Here is a 19215-nt window from a genome sequence, read left to right as displayed (position 1 = left end):
ATATACCGATTGGAATTCAGATCAGGCCGTCGAGCGGCAGGATGTCGACCGGGGCGCCCGCGTCGACTGCCGCGGAATCGTGGCCCAGGACGATGAAACAGTTGGCGGCCGCAAGGCCGCTCAGCGATGCGGAACTCTGCGAACCGGCCGGCGCGACGTCCCACTGGCCGTCGGCGGCGCGCGTCGCGATCGCACGCAGGTATTCGGTACGGCCCGGACGCTTTTTCAGCGCCTGCGTGCTGCGTGCCGTGTACATCGCCGGCGGCGGCGTGTGCGCGCCGGCCAGCGTCAGCAGCGCGGGGCGCACGATCGCGTAGAACGTCACGGCGGAGGCGACCGGATTGCCGGGCAACCCGAAGAACAGCACATGGCCGTCGCCCGTGCGCGCGAGCGTGCCGCACGCGAGCGGCCGGCCGGGCCGCAGCGCGAGGCTCGCGAAGGTCACGTCGCCGAGCCGCGCCATCACGTCGCGCGTGAAATCGGCTTCGCCGACCGATACGCCGCCGGACGTGATCACCGCGTCGGCCTGTGCGGCGATCGCATCGTGCAATGCGCGTTCGAGCGCGGCGGGATCGTCGCGGACGATCCCGAGATCGAGTGCGTCGATGTGCAGCCTTTCGAGCATCGCGACCAGCATCCCGCGATTGCTGTCGTACAGCGTGCCGCGGCCGAGCGGCTCGCCGGGTTCGCGCAGTTCGTCGCCGGTCGAGAACACGGCGACGCGCACGCGGCGGCGCACCGTGACTTCGCGCAATCCGAACGATGCGAGCAGGCCGAGATCGGACGGGCGCAGGATGCGGCCGGCGGCAAGCGCGCAGGCGCCGCGCGCGAGATCCTCGCCGGCCCGGCGGCAGTTTGCGCCGCGCGCGACCTCGTGTGCGGCGAAGCGGATGACGTCGCCGTCGACGCGCACGCGCTCCTGCGGAATGACCGTGTCGCATCCGGCCGGCATCGCCGCGCCGGTCATGATGCGGATGCACGTGCCGGGCACCACGGCCCCATCGAACGGATGGCCGGCGAGTGCCGTGCCGGCGACCGTCAGCGCGATGTCGGCGGCCGCTGCCAGCGCGAGTGCGCTGCCGTCGAATGCGTAGCCGTCCATCGCCGAGTTGTCGTATGCGGGAATGTCGAACGGCGCATTCACGTCGGCCGCGAGCACGCGGTCGAGGGCGTCATGCAGCGGCACCGTTTCGCACGCGTCGACCGGCACCGCGAACCGGCACGCGAGCGCCTGCGCATCGGCGAGCGACAGCGGGGCCGCGGAATCGGGTGCGGTTCGGGAGGCGGGCGAGGATTGCGTGATCATCAGTCGGACTGCGCCGCAAGGCGTATCGGGTTCGTGGCCGGTGGCGCGCGGAGGGCGCCGAAGCGCGAAGGCGCATGCGGCGGGCGGGAACGGATGCCGGTGCCGTCAGCGGCGGGCAAGCGCGGCGAGTTCCTGCCAGGAATTGGCATTGTAAAACGCACGCTCGTCGCGAAACTCGACTTCGACCGTCTTGTGGCGTGCGTACCACGCACGCACCTTGCGCTCGCCGGCCGCGAGCCTGGCCGCGAGATCGTCGGCGAGCGACGCGCGCAGCAGCGCGAAGGTCGGCTGCGGCGAACGCGCGTGGTGCGCGTCGACGGTCACCGCCATCGCGATGTCGGCCTGCCGCGCGTCGAGCGCAGCGTGCAGCCGCGCGACGAGGTCGGCCGGCAAATAGGGCGTATCGCACGGCGAGCACACGACGAGCGGTGCGCGCGCCGCGCGCATGCCGGCGAGCAGGCCCGCGAGCGGGCCGGGGAAATCGGGGGTTTCGTCCGGCACGATGCGCGCGTCGAACGGCGCACCGAGTTCGGCGTAGCGCGCGGCGTTGCGATTCGCGCTGATCAGCGTCTCGTCGACCTGCGGTGCGAGCCGGCGCAGCACGTGCAGCGCGAGCGGCGTACCGTCGAGCAGCTGCAGGCCCTTGTCTGCACCGTCCATGCGCGTCGCGCGCCCGCCCGCGAGCAGCAGGCCGGTGATGGAAGGCGAGGCGGAAGCGGACATCGCGGGAAAGTGGGACGGGCGGCGCGCGTCAGCCGCCGATGTACGACATTTCGACGCGCTTGCCGGCGCCGTCGGGCGCGGCGTCGGCGGCCGCGCTGCCGCGCAGCTGCGAGTAGCGGTCGGTGCGGGCCTGCCAGATCCGGGCGATCGCGGTCGCGATCTCGGCGTCGCTCGCGCCGCCGCGCACCAGTGCGCGCAGGTCATGGCCGGTCGACGCGAACAGGCACAGGTACAGCTTGCCTTCGGTCGACAGCCGCGCGCGCGTGCAGTCGCCGCAGAATGCCTGCGTGACGCTCGAGATCACGCCGATTTCGCCGCTGCCGTCCGCGTAGCCCCATCGCTGCGCGGTTTCCGCCGCCGTGTGCGGCTCGAGCGGCACGAGCGGGAACTGCTCGGCGATCCGTGCGACGACGTCCGCGGACGGCAGCACTTCGGTCATGTTCCAGCCGTTCGACGTGCCGACGTCCATGTATTCGATGAAGCGCAGGATCACGCCGGTGCCGCGGAAGCGCTCGGCCATCGGCAGGATCTCGCCGTCGTTGGTGCCGCGCTTCACGACCATGTTGACCTTGACCGGCGCGAGGCCCGCGGCCTGCGCGGCGAAGATGCCGTCGAGCACGTCGGCGCTCGCGAAGTCGGCGTCGTTCATGCGCTTGAACAGCGTGTCGTCGAGCGCGTCGAGGCTGACCGTCACGCGTGTGAGGCCGGCATCCTTCAGCGCGCGCGCCTTGCGCGCGAGCAGTGAACCGTTGGTGGTCAGCGTCAGGTCGAGCGGGCGGCCGTCGTGGGTCGTCAGGCGCGCGAGGCGCTCGATCAGGAATTCGAGGTTCTTGCGCAGCAGCGGCTCGCCGCCGGTGATCCGGATCTTTTCGACGCCGTGTGCGACGAACAGCCGTGCCACGCGCTCGATCTCTTCGTGCGTGAGCAGGGCGCTGTGCGGCAGGAACGGGTAGTCCTTGTCGAACACGTCCCGCGGCATGCAGTACACGCAACGGAAGTTGCAGCGATCCGTCACCGAGATGCGCAGGTCGCGCAGCGGCCTGGCGAACGTGTCGGCCAGGGCGCCGTCAGGGGTATGCGCGACGCCGGAGATATCCGGCATCCCGCTGACGTCGGCGAGGGGAATGATGCGTCGGGACATGTTGAAAGAAGTGCGAGCCAGTCTTCTATTTTAGCCGCAAGCGGCCGGCCGGGCCGGTGGGCGGAAACCCGCAGCGCGGACATGAAAAAGCCCGCCGGAGGCGGGCTTTTCCTGGTCGGGCGATGCGCCGCTTAATGGTGCGACGTCTCGACCTGCTGCATCGGGGTCGTATCGACCGGCGGCAGCGCCTTGCGCTCGCGCGGCACGCGGGCCGGACGCGGCAGGCGCGACGCGGCTTCCTGGGCAGCGCGGAACTTGTCGGCATCCGTGTTTACCCACACGAGGCCGGCTTGTTCCAGCACGACGTCGAGGCTCGCCGAAGCGGGCGCAGCGGCCGGTTCAACCGGCGCCGGCGCGGGCGCGGCAACGGCTTCGACCGGGGCCGGTTCGACGGCTGCCGGCGCGACCGGTGCTGGGGCGACCGGTGCCGGTGCGACTTCAACCGCGGCGACCGGTGCCGGTGCGGCTTGCTCGACGGGCGCGGACTGCGGCGCTTCGACGGCAGCCGGCACTTCGAACGCATCGGTCGGCGACACCGCGACCGGTGCCGGGCCGGCTTCCGGAGCAGCGGCCGGCGCGACCGGTACCGATTCGGCGACCGGTGCAACCGGGGCGGGCTCGATCGGCGCGACCGGCGTCGCTTCGACGCGAACCGGTGCCGGTTGCGGCTCGACCACGGCCGGCTCGACCGCTTCGGCACGCTGTTCGACTGCGGCCTCGGCTGCCACGGCGCCCGCTGCGGCGACCGCTGCCACGGCGACCGGTGCGGCCGTATGGGCCGGCTCGACCGCGCGCGGGGCTTCCGTCGTCACAGCTTGCACGGCTTCGCCGTCCGCGCCTTGCTCGGCGTGGTCGACGACTGCGCCTTCGTCCTCGCGCTCGCGACGACCGCCGCGGCGACCGCGGCGGCGGCGACGACGTTCCTCGCCGTCACGTGCGCCGGCTTCCGCGTCGGCTGCGACATCGGCGCCCGGCAGGGCGACGGCTGCGGCCTGGTCGGCTTCCGCTTCCGGATGGTTCTCGCCACGGGTGACGGTCTCGAGCGTAGCCGCGTGTTGCGTCGGCTTGCGGCGCTCACCGCGCTCGCGACGTTCGCCGCGTTCCTGGCGCTCGCCGCGGCCGGCTGCCTCGACGGCTTCCGGCTGCTCGGTGCGCTCGCGCGGTTCGCGGTTCTCGCGCGGTTCGCGCGGCTCACGGCTTTCACGCGGCTCGCGCGGTTCGCGGCCTTCGCGCGGGCCACGGCCCTCGCGACCTTCGCGGCCCTCACGACCTTCACGGCTTTCGCGCGGCTCGCGGCCTTCACGCGGTTCGCGACCCTCGCGCGGTTCACGCGGCTCGCGCGCTTCCTTGCCTTCGCGCTCCTGGCGTTGCGACTGGCCACGGCCTGCCGCTGCCTGGTCGCGACCACCCTGAGCCTGCTGGGCGCCGCCACGACGATTGCGGTTGCGATCGCCGCCGCGCTGCTCGGTCTTCTCGGTCCGCTCGCGGGCCGGACGGGCAGCCTGTTCCTTGGCCGGTGCCGGTGCGACCGGCGCGGGCGCCGGAGCCGGCGACATGCCGAACAGACCCTTCAGCCAGCCGATGAAGCCGCCGCTCGCCGCGGCGACCGGTGCGGGTGCCACAACCGGCTCGACCGGGCGCTGCGGTGCCGGGCTCGGCGCCGGACGCTCGGGCGTGATGCCCTTGACCGCCGCTTCCTGCTTCGGCTTCACGTCGGCCGCGCGCTTGCTGTAGCCGGTTTCCGACTCCAGTTCGCGGGCGGCTTCCTCGGCCATCTTCCAGGACGCGCGCGGATCGTCGAGGCGCGCGTCGTCATGGCGCAGGCGCTCGAGCTTGTAGTGCGGCGTATCGAGGTGCTTGTTCGGGATCAGCACGATGCCGACCTTGAAGCGCGACTCGATCTTGTTGATTTCCTGGCGCTTTTCGTTGAGCAGGAAGGCGGTCACCTCGACCGGCACCTGGCAATGGATCGCCGCGGTGTTTTCCTTCATCGCTTCTTCCTGAATGATCCGCAGGACTTGCAGCGCGGACGATTCGGTATCGCGGATGTGGCCCGTGCCGTTACAGCGCGGGCACGTCACGTGGCTGCCTTCCGACAGGGCCGGACGCAGGCGCTGGCGCGACAGTTCCATCAGGCCGAAGCGGGAGATCTTGCCCATCTGCACGCGCGCACGGTCGTGCTTGAGCGCGTCCTTCAGGCGTTGCTCGACTTCGCGCTGGCTCTTCGCCGACTCCATGTCGATGAAGTCGATGACGATCAGGCCGCCGAGGTCGCGCAGGCGCAGCTGGCGGGCCACTTCGTCGGCCGCCTCGAGGTTCGTGCGGGTCGCCGTTTCCTCGATGTCCGCGCCCTTGGTCGCACGCGCCGAGTTCACGTCGATCGCGACGAGCGCCTCGGTGTGGTCGATCACGATCGCGCCGCCCGACGGCAGCGGCACCGTGCGCGAGTACGCGGTCTCGATCTGGTGCTCGATCTGGAAGCGGGAGAAGAGCGGCACGTCGTCGTGGTAGCGCTTCACCTTCGACACGTTGTCCGGCATCACGATGTCCATGAACGCACGGGCCTGATCGTAGATCTCGGTCGTGTCGATCAGGATTTCGCCGATATCGGGCTGGAAATAGTCCCGGATCGCGCGGATCACGAGGCTCGATTCCAGATAGATCAGCATCGGCTGGCCGGCATTGCCGCTTTGCGACGCCGCTTCGATCGCGCGCCACAGCTGCAGCAGGTAGTTCAGGTCCCACTGCAGTTCCTCGGCGCTGCGGCCGATGCCCGCGGTGCGGGCGATCATGCTCATGCCGTCCGGAATCTGCAGCTGCGCCATGGTTTCGCGCAGTTCCTGACGCTCGTCGCCTTCGATCCGGCGCGACACGCCGCCGCCGCGCGGATTGTTCGGCATCAGCACGAGGTAGCGGCCGGCGAGCGAGATGAAGGTCGTGAGGGCGGCGCCCTTGTTGCCGCGCTCTTCCTTCTCGACCTGGACGATCAGCTCCTGGCCTTCGCGCAGGGCATCCTGGATGCGCGCGGAGCGCATGTCGATGCCTTCCTTGAAGTACTGGCGGGCGACTTCCTTGAACGGCAGGAAGCCGTGGCGGTCTTCGCCGTAGTTGACGAAGCACGCTTCGAGCGACGGCTCGATGCGCGTGATGACACCTTTGTAGATATTGCCTTTGCGCTGTTCGCGCCCGGCTGTCTCGATGTCGATGTCGATGAGCTTCTGCCCATCGACGATGGCGACGCGCAGCTCCTCCTGCTGCGTCGCATTGAACAGCATGCGTTTCATGAACGACTCCAGGCGGCTCTGCTGCCGGCGCCTCGCGGTTGTCAGTCGCGAGGGCGGGAACGACGGCAGGCCGCGCCTTGTTGTGTTGTCACAAGCACGCTGGAGCGGGAAGGATGGCGGGGAGAATTGCCTGAAGAGGCGCTTGGGCCCGAAAGACGGGGCCGGCGGCCATAGGGCACCTGCGAACACGGCTTCAAAGCACGGCGTCCACACACCGCACGCTGCGAAAGCGCGCTAAGCCTGAGACCGGGGCACTGCCACGGGGCGCGCGCAATGCGTCGCGCGCGCCGACGGGCGGCAGATGCTGCGGCTTGGGCCGCAGCGGGGAGTATCGAATCCAGCCCGACTTTCCCGCCTGGGGTGTACTTCCCTGGTTTGACGTCGCCAAGCCCCGCACGCTTCGCGGGGCCAAATCGGGCGCAACGCCGTAATTTTCGCAACCGGCAGCCTGCGGACGCACCTCGCGCCGTCGGGCTGCCGATCAAATTCTTTTCAACCAACTTTCCGTTACCGCGGCGCCTGGTCGACCGAATCCGCCTGTGGGCGCGATCCTTGCCGACGGCCGGCGCCGTGCGTGCAACTTGCTGCATCTCTTTGATTAGGGGCGAGCAGCAGACCCCCGGCGCAAGTAAAATAACGGTTTGCGCTTGCGCCTTGCCCGATTCCGTCGGGACCGGCCTGTCAGGCCACCCTCAACGTCAGGCTGGGCAAAATTATATTCAGTATGAATGAGTTAGGCAAAATATCCCAGAATTCAGTCGCAAGCGGCCAGGTATCGATGATCCAGATCGACGAAAACTCGGCCGGTCAGCGGATCGACAACTTCCTGTTGCGCGTCTGTAAAGGCGTGCCCAAAAGCCATATTTACCGGATCCTGCGCAGCGGCGAAGTCCGCGTGAACAAGGGTCGGGTCGACGCCCAGTACCGTCTCGCGTTCGGCGACCTCGTCCGCGTGCCGCCCGTGCGGGTGGCGGCGGCCGACCTCGCGCGTGCCGACACGCCGATCGTGCCGCCCGCGCAGTTCGAGGTGCTGTACGAAGACGACGCGCTGCTCGTCATCAACAAGCCGGCCGGCGTCGCCGTGCACGGCGGCAGCGGCGTCGCGTTCGGCGTGATCGAGCAGATGCGCCAGGCCCGCCCGCGCGCGAAATTCCTCGAACTCGTGCACCGGCTCGACCGCGAGACCTCCGGGATCCTGATGCTCGCGAAGAAGCGCACGGCGCTCGTCGGCCTGCACGAGCAGATCCGCGAGAACCGGATGGACAAGCGCTACTTCGCGTGCGGACACGGCGAATGGCAGCCCGACTGGGGCCGCCGTCGCGTGGTGAAGGTCCCGCTGTTCAAGTATTCGACCCCGGAAGGGGAGCGGCGCGTGCGCGTACAGGACGATGGCCTGCCGTCGCACACGGTGTTCAACCTGATCGAGCGCTGGCCGGACTACGCGCTGGTTGAAGCGGAACTCAAAACGGGTCGGACCCATCAGATCCGGGTGCACCTCGCGCATCTCGGCCTGCCGATCGCCGGCGACGCCAAGTATGGCGATTTCGCACTGAACAAGGCGCTGGCGCGCGCGAACGCGCAACCGTCGCTCAAGCGGATGTTCCTGCATGCGCACCGGCTCAAGCTCGCGCATCCGCTGACCGGCGAGGCGCTGCAGTTCGATGCGCCGCTGCCGGACGAATGCCGGCGCTTCCTCGATCAACTCAGCGCTCTGCGCGATACCGCCTGACTCGCATGGCCCGACAGCAATTTGATCTGATCGTCTTCGACTGGGACGGCACGCTGATGGATTCGACTGCGCACATCGCGCACAGTATCCAGGCCGCCTGCCGTGATCTCGGCCTGCCCACGCCGTCGGACGAGGCGTCCCGCTACGTCATCGGCCTCGGCCTGCGCGATGCACTGCAGATTACTGCTCCGACCCTCGATCCGTCCGACTATCCGCGGCTGGCCGAACGCTACCGCTATCACTACCTCCTGGACGATCAGCGCATCGAGCTGTTCGCCGGCGTGCGCGAACTGCTCGCGGAATTGCGCGATACCGGCTACCTGCTCGCGGTCGCGACCGGCAAGGGCAGGGTCGGGCTGAACCGCGTGCTCGACCAGTCGAAGCTCACGAGCCTGTTCGATGCGACGCGCTGCGCCGACGAAACGTTCTCGAAGCCGCATCCGGCAATGCTGCACGAACTGACCCGTGAATTGGGGCAGGATCTCGCGCGTACCGTGATGATCGGCGACACCACGCACGACCTGCAGATGGCCGCGAGTGCGGGGGCGGCCGGCATCGGCGTCGCGTACGGCGCGCACACGGCCGATGCGCTGGCCGCGTTGACACCGCGCTTCGTCGCGCCGGACGTCGGCGCACTGGCCGCGTGGCTGCGGGAGCACGCATGAGCGCGGCGCCGGATGCCGTGCGCGTGTGCGCATCGGACGCGCTGGCCGACGGCGGTGCCGGCGTGCGCGTCGATGCGACGCTGCGCGGCGAGCAGGCGGTCGTGTTCTTCGTGCGCTACGAAGGCCGTGCATACGGCTACCTGAACCGCTGCGCGCACGTGCCGATGGAGCTCGACTGGGCCGAAGGGCAGTTCTTCGAGTCGTCGGGCCTGTACCTGATGTGCGCGACGCACGGCGCGATCTACGCGCCGGATACCGGCAAGTGCGTCGGCGGCCCGTGCCGCGGCGGCCGCCTGCGGCCGGTCGAGGTCGACGAGCGCGACACGCCGGACGGGCGTGCGGTATTCTGGGTACCGGATGCCGACCTGGGTCCCGCCGCTCCCCCTCCCGCCACGACCGACTGACGACACCACTGCATGGCCGACCAACCGAACCTTCCTGATTCCTCGTCCCGTCCCGACAGCCGCGAACCGAACTGGGAGCGCGCGGCGCTCGAGCGGATCGCGCTTGCGGCCGTCAAGGAACAGCGCGCCGCGCGGCGCTGGAAGATCTTCTTCCGCTTCGCGTTCCTCGGCGTGTTCGTGCTGCTCGCGTTCGCGCTGATCGATTTCTCGAGCGACTCGAAATTCTCGGCGAGCGGGCGCCACACGGCGCTCGTGACGATCGACGGCGAGATCGCGGCGGGCACCAACGCGAACGCCGACGACATCAACACGGCGCTGGATACCGCTTTCGACGACAGCGGCACGGCCGGCGTCGTGCTGCGGATCAACAGCCCGGGCGGCAGCCCGGTGCAGGCCGGGATGGTCTACGACGAGATCCGCCGGCTGCGCAAGAAGTATCCGGACAAGCCGTTGTACGTCGTCGTGACCGACATGTGCGCATCGGGCGGTTATTACATTGCGTCCGCCGCCGACAAGATCTTCGTCGACAAGGCGAGCATCGTCGGCTCGATCGGCGTGCTGATGGACGGGTTCGGCTTCACGGGCCTGATGGGCAAGCTCGGCGTCGATCGCCGCCTGCATACGTCGGGCGAAAACAAGGGCTTCTACGACCCGTTCTCGCCCGAGACGCCGAAGATGGATGCCCACGCGCAGGCGCTGCTCGACCAGGTTCATGCGCAGTTCATCAAGGCCGTGAAGGACGGCCGCGGCAAGCGGCTGCACGAAACGCCCGACATGTTCTCGGGCCTGTTCTGGACCGGCGAAAAGAGCGTCGAGCTCGGGCTCGCCGACGGCTACGGCACGACCGACACGGTCGCGCGCGACGTGCTGAAGGCGCCGGATCTCGTCGACTATACGGTGAAGGAAAGCCTGACGAACCGCGTCGCGCGCAAGTTCGGCGCGGCGGTCGGCGGTGCCGCGATGAAGGCGCTCACCGCGGGCGGCACGTCGTTCAGCCTGCGCTGAGCGGCGGCCGGCCGGCGCCGCGGCGAACGGGGCAGGGCGCCCCGGGTCGCGCGACCGCCGGCTTTAGTTCGCGAGCAGCAGGAAGATGGCGGGGCGCTTCTGCAGATTCGGCGGAGGCGTCTTTTTCCAGTCCGCCACGGAGCGGCTGGCGATCGTCTCGGTCTCGAGGGTCAGGTCGGCCGCGACGCAGATCTGCGTCGACGGCGCGCAGGTCGCGATCAGCGTATCCAGCATCGCCTGGTTCCGGTACGGCGTCTCGATGAAGATCTGCGTCTGGCGCGCCTTGCGTGACAGTTGCTCAAGTTCACGCAAGCGCTTCGCACGCGCGGCCGCGTCGACCGGCAGGTAGCCGTTGAACGCGAAACTCTGGCCGTTCAGGCCCGACGCCATCAACGCGAGCAGGATCGAACTCGGCCCGACGAGCGGCACGACCTTCACGCCGCGTTCGTGCGCGCGGCGCACCAGCAGTGCGCCCGGATCGGCGACGGCCGGGCAGCCGGCCTCCGACACGAGGCCGGCGTCCGCGCCGGCCAGTATGGGCGCGAGCAGCCGGTCGATGGCGCCGGCCGGCGTATTGACGTTCAGCTCGCTGATCTCGATTTCCTGGATCGGCCGCGTCGTGCCGATCTTCTTCAGGAACGCGCGGGTCGTTTTCGCGTTTTCGCCGATGTAATAGCCGAGTGTGCCGGCGCGCGCCTGCACGGCGGCGGGCAGCACGGCGGCGAGCATCGATGCGTCGCCCTCGCCGAGCGTGTTCGGGACGAGATAGAGCGTGCCGGCGGTCATGCGCGGTCTCCTTGGGGTGCGGCGAACAGCGGATAACCGACGGCGCGCAGCATCCGCGTGAGCGCGATCAGCGGCAGGCCGACGAGCGCCGTCGGGTCGTCGGAGTCGATGGCATCCAGCAGCGCGATGCCGAGCCCTTCGGACTTCGCGCTGCCGGCGACGTCGTACGGCGTTTCCGCGCGCAGGTACGCATCGAGTTCGGCTTCGGGCAGCGAGCGAAAGCGCACGTGCGTGACGACGTCCTCGCTCTGCGTTTCGCCGGTGCGGCTGTCGTAAAGGCTGAGCGCGCTGTGGAATTCGACGTCGCGGCCCTGCATCGACAGCAGCTGCGCGAGCGCGCGCTCGTGCGTGCCGGGCTTGCCGATCTGGTGGCCGTCGAAGGTCGCGACCTGGTCCGACCCGATCACGAGCACGCCGTCCGGTGCGTCGATCGTCGCGGCGACCGCGCGCGCCTTCGCACCGGCGAGGCGCAGCGCGGTCGCGGCCGGCGCTTCGTCCGCGAGCGGGGTTTCGTCGAGGTCGGGCGACACGACGTCGAACGGCAGGCCGAGGCGCTCGAGGAGCGCGCGGCGGTAGCGGGAACTGGAGGCGAGAATCAGCCGCGGCGGGCGGCAAACGGTATCCGGCATGGTCGGTTGGGTCGGTGAGTCGTCGGGTGTGGCGCGGTGTTGCAAGGGCGCAAGCATAAGTGATTGACCGCAAAAGGTAAAACAGGTATGCTTTCCCGCTTTTCGTCGGCAGGCTTTCCGCAGTGGTGGCGCCTGCCGGGTCTTCGGAAGTAAAGTACGTAATCGTGCGAGGCGTACGCGGCGTAGATCGCGCACGTGGGCGGCGCCAGGTGAGCAGCGCCAGCAAGCCGGATCCCGCAAGTCAGCCTGTAGGCAGGAGCGCAACATGAACACTTCTTCTGGCAAGCCTGCGGCAGCGCTTGATCCGCACGCGGTCGACCTGTTCGAATTCGCCCGCAGCGGGCGGCAGGCAGCGGGTGCCGTGCGCCTGTCGCAACTGCCGCGCATGCTGAACGAAGTGCCGGCGGACGCGCCCGATCGCGACACGGTCTTCACGTGGCAGGCCGAAGGGTTCACCCAGAAAGAGTTGCAGGACGACGGCGCCGATGGGCAGCAGCCGTATCTGCGCCTCGCGGTGCACGGCCATGCGTGGCTCACGTGTCAGCGCTGCATGACCCCGTACGACCAGACGTTCGACGTCGACATGACGTACCGGGTCGTTGCGACCGAAGAAGAAGCTGAAGAATTTCCGCTCGACGACGATGAAGCCGATGTGATCGTGGGCTCACGCCAGTTCGATCTCGTCGACTTGATCGAAGAGGAATTGCTGCTTTCGTTGCCGCTCGTGCCCAAGCACGAGGTTTGCCCGGCAGTTCACGAAAGCCTCGTGTCGGGTGCGAGCGGTCCTTCGGAAGACGCGGACGACGAGTCCGCCGAAGACGAGGACGAAGGCAAACGGCCGAATCCGTTCGCAGCGCTGGAAGCGCTGAAGAAGGACGGGGACGGCAGCAAGAAACACTAAGCAGTTGTGGCGCGGGAAGGCGTAAGGGCTTTGGGCCAGGGTAGTTAAGCGCCGGATCGGGCTGTGTTAGAATCCGGAAAATTATTTAGGAGTTAGTCATGGCAGTCCAGCAAAACAAGAAGTCGCCGTCGAAGCGCGGCATGCATCGTTCGCACGATTTCCTGACGGCAGCGCCGCTGGCAGTCGAGCCGAGCACGGGTGAAGTGCACCTGCGTCACCACGTCAGCCCGAACGGCTACTATCGCGGCAAGAAAGTCGTCAAGACGAAGAACGACTAAGCGTCAAGTCACGCGTTGCGCGCTACGATCGCCGTTCGCGTGACAACTGGTTCGCTTGACACTTTCCTGGCGCAACAAAAAGGCGGCATTCAACTGCCGCTTTTTTGTGCCTGAAATTCGTCGCATTCCATGACCGTAAAGCTCACAATCGATTGCATGGGAGGCGACCACGGCCCGTCCGTGACCGTTCCCGCGGCAGTCAAGTTCGTCCGCGCGCATCCCGATGCGCACCTGATGCTCGTCGGCATCGAAAGCGCGATCCGCGCTCAGCTGAAAAAGCTGAAAGCCCTCGACGATCCCGCGCTGACCATCGTGCCCGCCACCGAAGTCGTGGCGATGGACGACCCTGTCGAAGTGGCGCTGCGCAAGAAGAAGGATTCTTCGATGCGTGTCGCGCTCAACCACGTCAAGGAAGGCGCGGCCCAGGCCTGTATTTCCGCCGGCAACACCGGCGCGCTGATGGCCGTTTCCCGTTATGTGCTCAAGACGCTGCCCGGCATCGAGCGGCCCGCGATCGCGTTCGCGCTGCCGAACCCGACCGGCTACACGATGATGCTGGACCTCGGCGCGAACGTCGACTGCGAGCCGCAGCACCTGCTGCAGTTCGCGGAGATGGGGCACGCGCTCGTCGCCGCGCTCGAAGGCAAGGAGCGTCCGACGATCGGCCTGCTGAACATCGGCGAAGAGGTCATCAAGGGCAACGAGACCATCAAGCGCGCCGGCGAACTGCTGCGCGCCAGCACGCTGAATTTCCGTGGCAACGTCGAAGGCAACGACATCTACAAAGGCACGGTCGACGTGATCGTCTGCGACGGCTTCGTCGGCAACGTCGCGCTGAAGACGTCCGAAGGGCTCGCGCAGATGCTGTCCGACATCATCCGCGAGGAGTTCGGCCGGTCGCTGATGTCGAAGCTGATGGCGCTGCTCGCGCTGCCGGTGCTGATGCGTTTCAAGAAGCGCGTCGATCACCGCCAGTACAACGGCGCGGCGCTGCTGGGGCTGAAGAGCCTCGTGATCAAAAGCCACGGTTCGGCCGACGCCTACGCGTTTGAGTGGGCGATCAAACGGGGTTATGATGCCGTCAAAAACGGCGTGCTGGAGCGCCTCACGCGTGCGATGGCGGACAATTCGGTGTCGCTCGGCGACGGCGAACACGACGCGGGCGGCGCGGGCCCGACGAGCCCGGCCGCAGGCCACCACGCCGAACCTTCCGCTGCGCAATCCTCTAAAGCATAAATGGCCCAATCGACTCTCTATTCCCGCGTGCTCGGCACGGGCAGCTACCTGCCGCCCGACCGGGTCACGAACCAGCAGCTCGCCGACCGTCTCGCGAAGGAAGGCATCGAGACGAGCGATGAGTGGATCGTTGCGCGCACGGGCATCCATGCGCGCCATTTCGCCGCACCGGACGTCACGACGAGCGATCTCGCGCTCGAAGCGGCGCGCCGTGCGATCGAGGCGGCCGATATCGATCCGCAGTCGATCGACCTGATCATCGTCGCGACTTCGACCCCCGATTTCGTGTTCCCCAGCACGGCCTGCCTGCTGCAGAACAAGCTCGGCATCAAGAACGGCGGCGCGGCATTCGACGTGCAGGCCGTGTGCTCGGGCTTCGCCTATGCGATGGCGACGGCCGACAGCTTCATCCGCAGCGGCCAGCACCGCACGGCGCTCATCGTCGGCGCGGAGACGTTCTCGCGCATTCTCGATTTCAAGGACCGCACGACCTGCGTGCTGTTCGGCGACGGCGCGGGCGCGGTGATCCTGTCCGCGTCGGAAGAGCCGGGCGTGCTCGGCAGCGCGCTGCACGCGGACGGCAGCTATTCGAACATCCTCTGCACGCCGGGCAACGTCAATCGCGGTGTGATCGACGGCAGCGCGTTCCTGTACATGGATGGGCAGGCCGTGTTCAAGCTCGCGGTCAACGTACTCGAAAAGGTCGCGATCGAGGCGCTCGCCAAGGCGAACCTCGCGCCCGAGCAGGTCGACTGGCTGATTCCGCACCAGGCCAACATCCGCATCATGACCAGCACCTGCCGCAAGCTCGGCCTGCCGCAGGAGCGCATGGTCGTGACGGTCGACCAGCACGGCAACACGTCGGCTGCGTCGATCCCGCTGGCGCTCGACGCCGCGGTGCGCGACGGCCGCATCCAGCGCGGTCAGCACGTGCTGATCGAAGGCGTCGGCGGCGGCTTCACGTGGGGCGCGTCCGTCTTCCGCTACTGATCCGCGGCGCGCAACTGCTGCGCGCGGATCCCGAACCGGCGCGCCGTTCGCGCGCGCCGTCCGAATCGATTCAATTGGGGACGATATGAAATTCGCATTCGTTTTTCCGGGGCAGGGCTCGCAGTCGGTCGGCATGCTCAACGCATTCGCCGATCTCGCCGTCGTGCGCGAGACGCTCCAGGAAGCATCCGATGCACTCAATCAGGATCTCGGCAAGCTGATCGCCGAAGGTCCGGCCGAAGAGCTGAATCTGACCACCAACACGCAGCCCGTGATGCTGACGGCCGCCTACGCGTGCTATCGCGCATGGCAGCAGGCCGGCGGTCCGGCGCCGTCGATCGTCGCGGGCCACAGCCTCGGCGAATACACGGCGCTCGTCGCCGCGGGCGCGATCGCGTTCAAGGACGCGGTGCCGCTCGTGCGCTTCCGCGCGCAGGCGATGCAGACGGCCGTGCCGGTCGGCCAGGGCGGCATGGCGGCGATCCTGGGTCTCGATGACGACACGGTGCGCGCCGTGTGCGCCGAAGCCGCGGAAGCGGGCATCGTCGAAGCGGTGAACTTCAACGCGCCGGCGCAGGTCGTGATCGCGGGCGCGAAGGCGGCCGTCGAGAAGGCCTGCGAGATCGCGAAGGCGAAGGGCGCGAAACGCGCGCTGCCGCTGCCGGTATCGGCGCCGTTCCATTCGTCGCTGCTCAAGCCGGCGTCGGACCAGTTGCGCGACTATCTGGCGAACGTCGACGTGAAGGCGCCGCAGATTCCGGTCGTCAACAACATCGACGTCGCGGTGGTCAGCGATCCGGCCGCGATCAAGGACGCGCTGGTGCGCCAGGCCGCGGGCCCGGTGCGTTGGGTCGAATGCGTGCGGCACATCGCGGGCACGGGCGTCACGCACGTGATTGAGTGCGGTCCGGGCAAGGTGCTGGCAGGCCTGACGAAGCGCATCGACGGCAACCTGGTCGGCGCATCGGTGTTCGATCCGGCTTCGCTCGACGAAGCACTGAAGCTGGCGACCGCCTGACGCGGCGCCTTTCCTCAAGAGACGGATATTCGATTCATGGAAAAGACTCTCGATAAACAGGTCGCGATCGTGACCGGCGCATCGCGCGGCATCGGCCGGGCGATCGCGCTCGAACTCGCGCGCCTGGGCGCGACGGTGATCGGCACGGCGACGAGCGAATCGGGCGCTGCCGCGATTACCGCCGGGTTCGCGGAAGCGGGCGTGACGGGCCGCGGCGCGGTGCTGAACGTCAACGACGCGGCGGCAGCCGAAGCGCTGATCGACGCGACCGTGAAGGAATTCGGCGCGCTCCACGTGCTCGTCAACAACGCGGGGATCACGCAGGACCAGCTGGCGATGCGGATGAAGGACGAGGACTGGGACGCGGTGATCGACACCAACCTGAAGTCGGTGTTCCGCCTGTCGCGCGCGGTGCTGCGCCCGATGATGAAGGCCCGCGGCGGCCGCATCATCAACATCACGTCGGTGGTCGGCTCGGCCGGCAACCCGGGCCAGGTCAACTACGCGGCCGCGAAGGCCGGCGTCGCGGGCATGACGCGTGCGCTTGCACGTGAAATCGGCAGCCGTGGCATCACGGTGAACTGCGTCGCGCCGGGCTTCATCGACACCGACATGACGAAGACGCTGCCGGAAGAACAGCAGGCCGCGCTCAAGACCCAGATTCCGCTCGGCCGCCTCGGCAGCCCGGCAGACATCGCCCATGCCGTCGCGTTCCTCGCATCGCCGCAGGCCGGTTATATCACCGGCACGACGCTGCACGTGAACGGCGGCATGTACATGTCGTAACGGTTTTCGTTTACCATCCGCGCCGTATCCCGTTTTTCAGGCGGATCGGTGCTGGATCGACCATCAAGCCAACGCGCGTTTTGCCGTCAGCAAACCTGATAAAATGCGCGCACTTGTAAATCTGAACTTTCCCTCGGAGGGGTAATGGATAACATCGAACAACGTGTCAAGAAGATCGTCGCTGAGCAACTGGGCGTCGCGGAAGCCGAGATCAAGAACGAAGCATCGTTCGTGAACGATCTGGGCGCGGATTCGCTCGACACGGTCGAACTGGTGATGGCTCTGGAAGACGAGTTCGGCATGGAAATCCCGGACGAAGAAGCAGAGAAGATCACGACCGTTCAGCAAGCGATCGACTACGCTCGCGCAAACGTCAAGGCGTAAGCGCCTTTCGCGCTTGTCCGCCACGTCGCCGCGATCTTCGCGATTGACGCGCCATCCTGCCGGCTTCGTGCCGGACGGACTAACAGCCACAGGGCTCGCAGGGCTGGTTCCTGTGGCCACTGTGGCTTTTGTTTTTGTCATCCAATAATGGAAAAGAGGTTACCGTGAGCCGCCGTCGTGTTGTTGTTACAGGCCTGGGGCTGATTTCGCCTGTTGGCAATAATGTTGCCGACGGCTGGGCCAATCTCGTCGCCGGCAAGTCCGGTATCGCCACCGTCACGAAGTTCGATGCGTCGAACCTCGCCTGCCATTTCGCGGGCGAAGTGAAGGGTTTCAGCGCCGAGGAGTACATCCCGGCGAAGGAAGCCCGCAACATGGATACGTTCATCCATTACGGCATCGCAGCCGGCGTCCAGGCGATCCGGGACAGCGGCCTCGAAGTGAACGAAGCCAATGCGGAACGCATCGGCGTGCTGGTCGGCTCCGGTATCGGCGGCCTGCCGATGATCGAAGACACGCACCAGACCTACGTCGATCGCGGCCCGCGCCGGATTTCGCCGTTCTTCGTGCCGGGTTCGATCATCAACATGATCTCGGGTCACCTGAGCATCATGTTCGGCCTGAAGGGCCCGAACCTCGCGGCCGTGACGGCCTGCACGACCGGTCTGCACAGCATCGGCCTCGCGGCGCGCCTGATCCAGGCCGGCGACGCCGACGTGATGGTCGCGGGCGGCGCCGAATCGACGGTGTCGCCGCTGGGCATCGGCGGTTTCGCGGCCGCGCGCGCGCTGTCGACCCGCAACGACGATCCGGCCACCGCGTCCCGTCCGTGGGACAAGGACCGCGACGGCTTCGTGCTGGGCGAGGGTGCAGGCGTGATGGTGCTCGAGGAATACGAGGCGGCGAAGGCACGCGGCGCGAAGATCTATGCGGAAGTCTCGGGCTTCGGCATGACGGGCGATGCGTACCACATGACCGCGCCGAACATGGACGGTCCGCGCCGCTGCATGGTCGCGGCACTGCGCGACGCCGGCGTGAACGCGGACGAGGTCCAGTACCTGAATGCGCACGGCACGTCGACGCAGCTCGGCGACAAGAACGAGTCCGATGCGGTGAAGGCGGCATTCGGCGAGCACGCGTACAAGCTCGTGGTGAACTCGACGAAGTCGATGACGGGCCACCTGCTGGGTGGCGCGGGCGGCCTCGAGTCGGTGTTCACGGTGCTGGCGCTGCACAACAACGTGTCGCCGCCGACCATCAACATCTTCAACCAGGACCCCGAGTGCGATCTCGACTACTGCGCGAACACCGCGCGTGACATGAAGATCGACGTGGCCGTGAAGAACAACTTCGGCTTCGGCGGTACCAACGGCACGCTGGTGTTCAAGCGCGTCTGACGCTGAAATCGCTTGACGAGTCCATTCGATGCTCCGGCCGGGCGTCCGCAATGCTTTGCATTGCGGGCCTCGGCCGTGTCGTATGTGGTGCTGGCCGCGTTCGTCGCGGCGGCGGCCGCCTCCGCGTACCTGTTCTGGGCGCCGCGGGCCGGTGCCGCCGCCGGCGCGTGCGTGTCGGCGGCGACGGCCGCGCTGCTTGCCGTGTGCGCCGCGCGGGCCTGTGCCCGCCGGCTGCCGGCCGAGTTGCGGATCGATGCATTCGGGGAGATTGCGGCGTTTGGCCGCACCGGGCGCTTGCTGGCCCGGGGCCGCGTGACGGGCCATGCGCACTGGAGCAGCCTGCTGCTCGTGCTGTCGGTCGGGCAGGGCGCCCGGCGCGCGCGGCCGTTGCTGATTCCGGCCGATGCGCTCGACGCCGCGTCGTTCAGCGCGCTGTCCGTGCTGGCGCGTACCGCCGGCACGGCGGGGCGGGCATGACGGCGGCGCGGTTACCAGCCGTAACCAGCGGCCGGCGCCGGAACGCTACAATAACGCTCCGCGTTGCATCCCTAGT

The 19215-nt window shown here is 67.9% G+C and carries 19 protein-coding genes; 13 read left to right on the top strand and 6 right to left on the bottom strand.

Annotation, left to right across the window (positions count from 1 at the left end; all coding sequences use genetic code 11):
• Positions 1–16 precede the first annotated feature (16 nt).
• The 4 genes from moeA to PL79_RS24235 all read right to left on the bottom strand — a co-directional run bounded on the left by moeA (position 17) and on the right by PL79_RS24235 (position 6454).
• Positions 17–1306 carry a molybdopterin molybdotransferase MoeA gene (gene moeA, locus PL79_RS24250; protein ID WP_044844787.1) on the bottom strand — a complete coding sequence of 430 codons (1290 nt, stop codon included), beginning with the start codon at positions 1304–1306 and terminating at the stop codon, positions 17–19.
• Positions 1307–1411: 105 nt separating this feature from the next.
• A complete protein-coding gene (gene mobA / locus PL79_RS24245) occupies positions 1412–2029 on the bottom strand; it encodes a molybdenum cofactor guanylyltransferase MobA (protein ID WP_044844786.1) in 618 nt (205 codons plus the stop codon).
• 28 nt (positions 2030–2057) lie between these two features.
• Positions 2058–3170 carry a GTP 3',8-cyclase MoaA gene (gene moaA, locus PL79_RS24240; protein WP_044844785.1) on the bottom strand — a complete coding sequence of 371 codons (1113 nt, stop codon included), beginning with the start codon at positions 3168–3170 and terminating at the stop codon, positions 2058–2060.
• Between the two features lie 131 nt (positions 3171–3301).
• On the bottom strand, positions 3302–6454 hold the full coding sequence (locus PL79_RS24235) for an Rne/Rng family ribonuclease (protein WP_044844784.1): 3153 nt from the start codon (positions 6452–6454) through the stop codon (positions 3302–3304).
• A gap of 724 nt (positions 6455–7178) precedes the next feature.
• Between PL79_RS24235 and PL79_RS24225 the strand changes: the two genes are divergently transcribed.
• From PL79_RS24225 to PL79_RS24210, 4 genes are read left to right on the top strand one after another with little or no spacing between them, the layout of a single operon-like run.
• A complete protein-coding gene (locus PL79_RS24225) occupies positions 7179–8183 on the top strand; it encodes an RluA family pseudouridine synthase (RefSeq protein WP_044844783.1) in 1005 nt (334 codons plus the stop codon).
• Positions 8184–8188: 5 nt separating this feature from the next.
• Positions 8189–8848, top strand: coding sequence for an HAD-IA family hydrolase (locus PL79_RS24220; RefSeq protein ID WP_044844782.1), 660 nt, complete (start codon positions 8189–8191; stop codon positions 8846–8848).
• Positions 8845–9252 carry a Rieske (2Fe-2S) protein gene (locus PL79_RS24215; RefSeq protein ID WP_044844781.1) on the top strand — a complete coding sequence of 136 codons (408 nt, stop codon included), beginning with the start codon at positions 8845–8847 and terminating at the stop codon, positions 9250–9252. The genes PL79_RS24220 and PL79_RS24215 overlap by 4 nt, the downstream gene beginning before the upstream one ends.
• A gap of 12 nt (positions 9253–9264) precedes the next feature.
• Complete coding sequence (locus PL79_RS24210) at positions 9265–10257, top strand: S49 family peptidase (RefSeq protein WP_044844780.1); 993 nt, start codon at positions 9265–9267, stop codon at positions 10255–10257.
• Positions 10258–10320: 63 nt separating this feature from the next.
• Here PL79_RS24210 and PL79_RS24205 read toward each other — a convergent pair whose 3' ends face one another.
• Positions 10321–11043 carry an SAM-dependent methyltransferase gene (locus tag PL79_RS24205; protein ID WP_044844779.1) on the bottom strand — a complete coding sequence of 241 codons (723 nt, stop codon included), beginning with the start codon at positions 11041–11043 and terminating at the stop codon, positions 10321–10323.
• The gene (locus PL79_RS24200) at positions 11040–11672 is read right to left on the bottom strand and encodes a Maf-like protein (protein ID WP_044844778.1); all 633 of its coding nucleotides are present in this window, start codon (positions 11670–11672) and stop codon (positions 11040–11042) included. Before PL79_RS24200 ends, PL79_RS24205 begins: the two co-directional genes overlap by 4 nt.
• Positions 11673–11937: 265 nt before the next feature.
• Here PL79_RS24200 and PL79_RS24195 point away from each other — a divergent pair, with 265 nt between their 5' ends.
• From PL79_RS24195 to PL79_RS24155, 9 genes are all read left to right on the top strand, one after another.
• Positions 11938–12573: a YceD family protein gene (locus PL79_RS24195; RefSeq protein ID WP_044844777.1), complete on the top strand. Its 636-nt coding sequence runs from the start codon at positions 11938–11940 to the stop codon at positions 12571–12573.
• A 98-nt stretch (positions 12574–12671) separates the two neighbouring features.
• Complete coding sequence (gene rpmF, locus PL79_RS24190; protein WP_006051932.1) at positions 12672–12851, top strand: 50S ribosomal protein L32; 180 nt, start codon at positions 12672–12674, stop codon at positions 12849–12851.
• Between the two features lie 129 nt (positions 12852–12980).
• Complete coding sequence (gene plsX / locus PL79_RS24185; protein ID WP_044844776.1) at positions 12981–14087, top strand: phosphate acyltransferase PlsX; 1107 nt, start codon at positions 12981–12983, stop codon at positions 14085–14087.
• Positions 14088–15077 (top strand): beta-ketoacyl-ACP synthase III, encoded by a 990-nt coding sequence (locus tag PL79_RS24180; protein ID WP_044844775.1) that lies wholly within the window; start codon positions 14088–14090, stop codon positions 15075–15077.
• 85 nt (positions 15078–15162) lie between these two features.
• Complete coding sequence (gene fabD, locus PL79_RS24175; RefSeq protein WP_044844774.1) at positions 15163–16095, top strand: ACP S-malonyltransferase; 933 nt, start codon at positions 15163–15165, stop codon at positions 16093–16095.
• Positions 16096–16131: 36 nt separating this feature from the next.
• A complete protein-coding gene (fabG, locus tag PL79_RS24170) occupies positions 16132–16881 on the top strand; it encodes a 3-oxoacyl-ACP reductase FabG (protein ID WP_044844773.1) in 750 nt (249 codons plus the stop codon).
• A gap of 144 nt (positions 16882–17025) precedes the next feature.
• Entirely contained in the window at positions 17026–17265 is a 240-nt protein-coding gene (gene acpP, locus PL79_RS24165; protein WP_004197638.1) for an acyl carrier protein, read from the top strand.
• Between the two features lie 164 nt (positions 17266–17429).
• Positions 17430–18662: a beta-ketoacyl-ACP synthase II gene (gene fabF / locus PL79_RS24160; protein WP_044844772.1), complete on the top strand. Its 1233-nt coding sequence runs from the start codon at positions 17430–17432 to the stop codon at positions 18660–18662.
• Between the two features lie 12 nt (positions 18663–18674).
• On the top strand, positions 18675–19139 hold the full coding sequence (locus tag PL79_RS24155) for a hypothetical protein (protein ID WP_044844771.1): 465 nt from the start codon (positions 18675–18677) through the stop codon (positions 19137–19139).
• Positions 19140–19215: the final 76 nt, after the last annotated feature.

Origin of the sequence: Burkholderia sp. USMB20 (genome assembly GCF_000949135.2) — a bacterium.
Lineage (GTDB): Bacteria > Pseudomonadota > Gammaproteobacteria > Burkholderiales > Burkholderiaceae > Burkholderia.
The sequence above is the reverse complement of the archived record's forward strand: the minus strand, read 5'-3'. Positions and strand labels throughout refer to the sequence as shown.

Excerpts from the sequence above, each read along its gene's own strand:
- acpP (WP_004197638.1), top strand. The coding sequence starts at position 17,026 with ATGGATAACATCGAACAACGTGTCAAGAAGATCGTCGCTGAGCAACTG.
- mobA (WP_044844786.1), bottom strand. The coding sequence starts at position 2,029 with ATGTCCGCTTCCGCCTCGCCTTCCATCACCGGCCTGCTGCTCGCGGGC.
- PL79_RS24225 (WP_044844783.1), top strand. The coding sequence starts at position 7,179 with ATGAATGAGTTAGGCAAAATATCCCAGAATTCAGTCGCAAGCGGCCAG.
- plsX (WP_044844776.1), top strand. The coding sequence starts at position 12,981 with ATGACCGTAAAGCTCACAATCGATTGCATGGGAGGCGACCACGGCCCG.
- PL79_RS24205 (WP_044844779.1), bottom strand. The coding sequence starts at position 11,043 with ATGACCGCCGGCACGCTCTATCTCGTCCCGAACACGCTCGGCGAGGGC.
- fabD (WP_044844774.1), top strand. The coding sequence starts at position 15,163 with ATGAAATTCGCATTCGTTTTTCCGGGGCAGGGCTCGCAGTCGGTCGGC.
- moeA (WP_044844787.1), bottom strand. The coding sequence starts at position 1,306 with ATGATCACGCAATCCTCGCCCGCCTCCCGAACCGCACCCGATTCCGCG.
- PL79_RS24215 (WP_044844781.1), top strand. The coding sequence starts at position 8,845 with ATGAGCGCGGCGCCGGATGCCGTGCGCGTGTGCGCATCGGACGCGCTG.
- moaA (WP_044844785.1), bottom strand. The coding sequence starts at position 3,170 with ATGTCCCGACGCATCATTCCCCTCGCCGACGTCAGCGGGATGCCGGAT.
- PL79_RS24235 (WP_044844784.1), bottom strand. The coding sequence starts at position 6,454 with ATGAAACGCATGCTGTTCAATGCGACGCAGCAGGAGGAGCTGCGCGTC.
- fabG (WP_044844773.1), top strand. The coding sequence starts at position 16,132 with ATGGAAAAGACTCTCGATAAACAGGTCGCGATCGTGACCGGCGCATCG.
- PL79_RS24180 (WP_044844775.1), top strand. The coding sequence starts at position 14,088 with ATGGCCCAATCGACTCTCTATTCCCGCGTGCTCGGCACGGGCAGCTAC.
- PL79_RS24220 (WP_044844782.1), top strand. The coding sequence starts at position 8,189 with ATGGCCCGACAGCAATTTGATCTGATCGTCTTCGACTGGGACGGCACG.
- PL79_RS24195 (WP_044844777.1), top strand. The coding sequence starts at position 11,938 with ATGAACACTTCTTCTGGCAAGCCTGCGGCAGCGCTTGATCCGCACGCG.
- rpmF (WP_006051932.1), top strand. The coding sequence starts at position 12,672 with ATGGCAGTCCAGCAAAACAAGAAGTCGCCGTCGAAGCGCGGCATGCAT.
- PL79_RS24200 (WP_044844778.1), bottom strand. The coding sequence starts at position 11,672 with ATGCCGGATACCGTTTGCCGCCCGCCGCGGCTGATTCTCGCCTCCAGT.
- PL79_RS24210 (WP_044844780.1), top strand. The coding sequence starts at position 9,265 with ATGGCCGACCAACCGAACCTTCCTGATTCCTCGTCCCGTCCCGACAGC.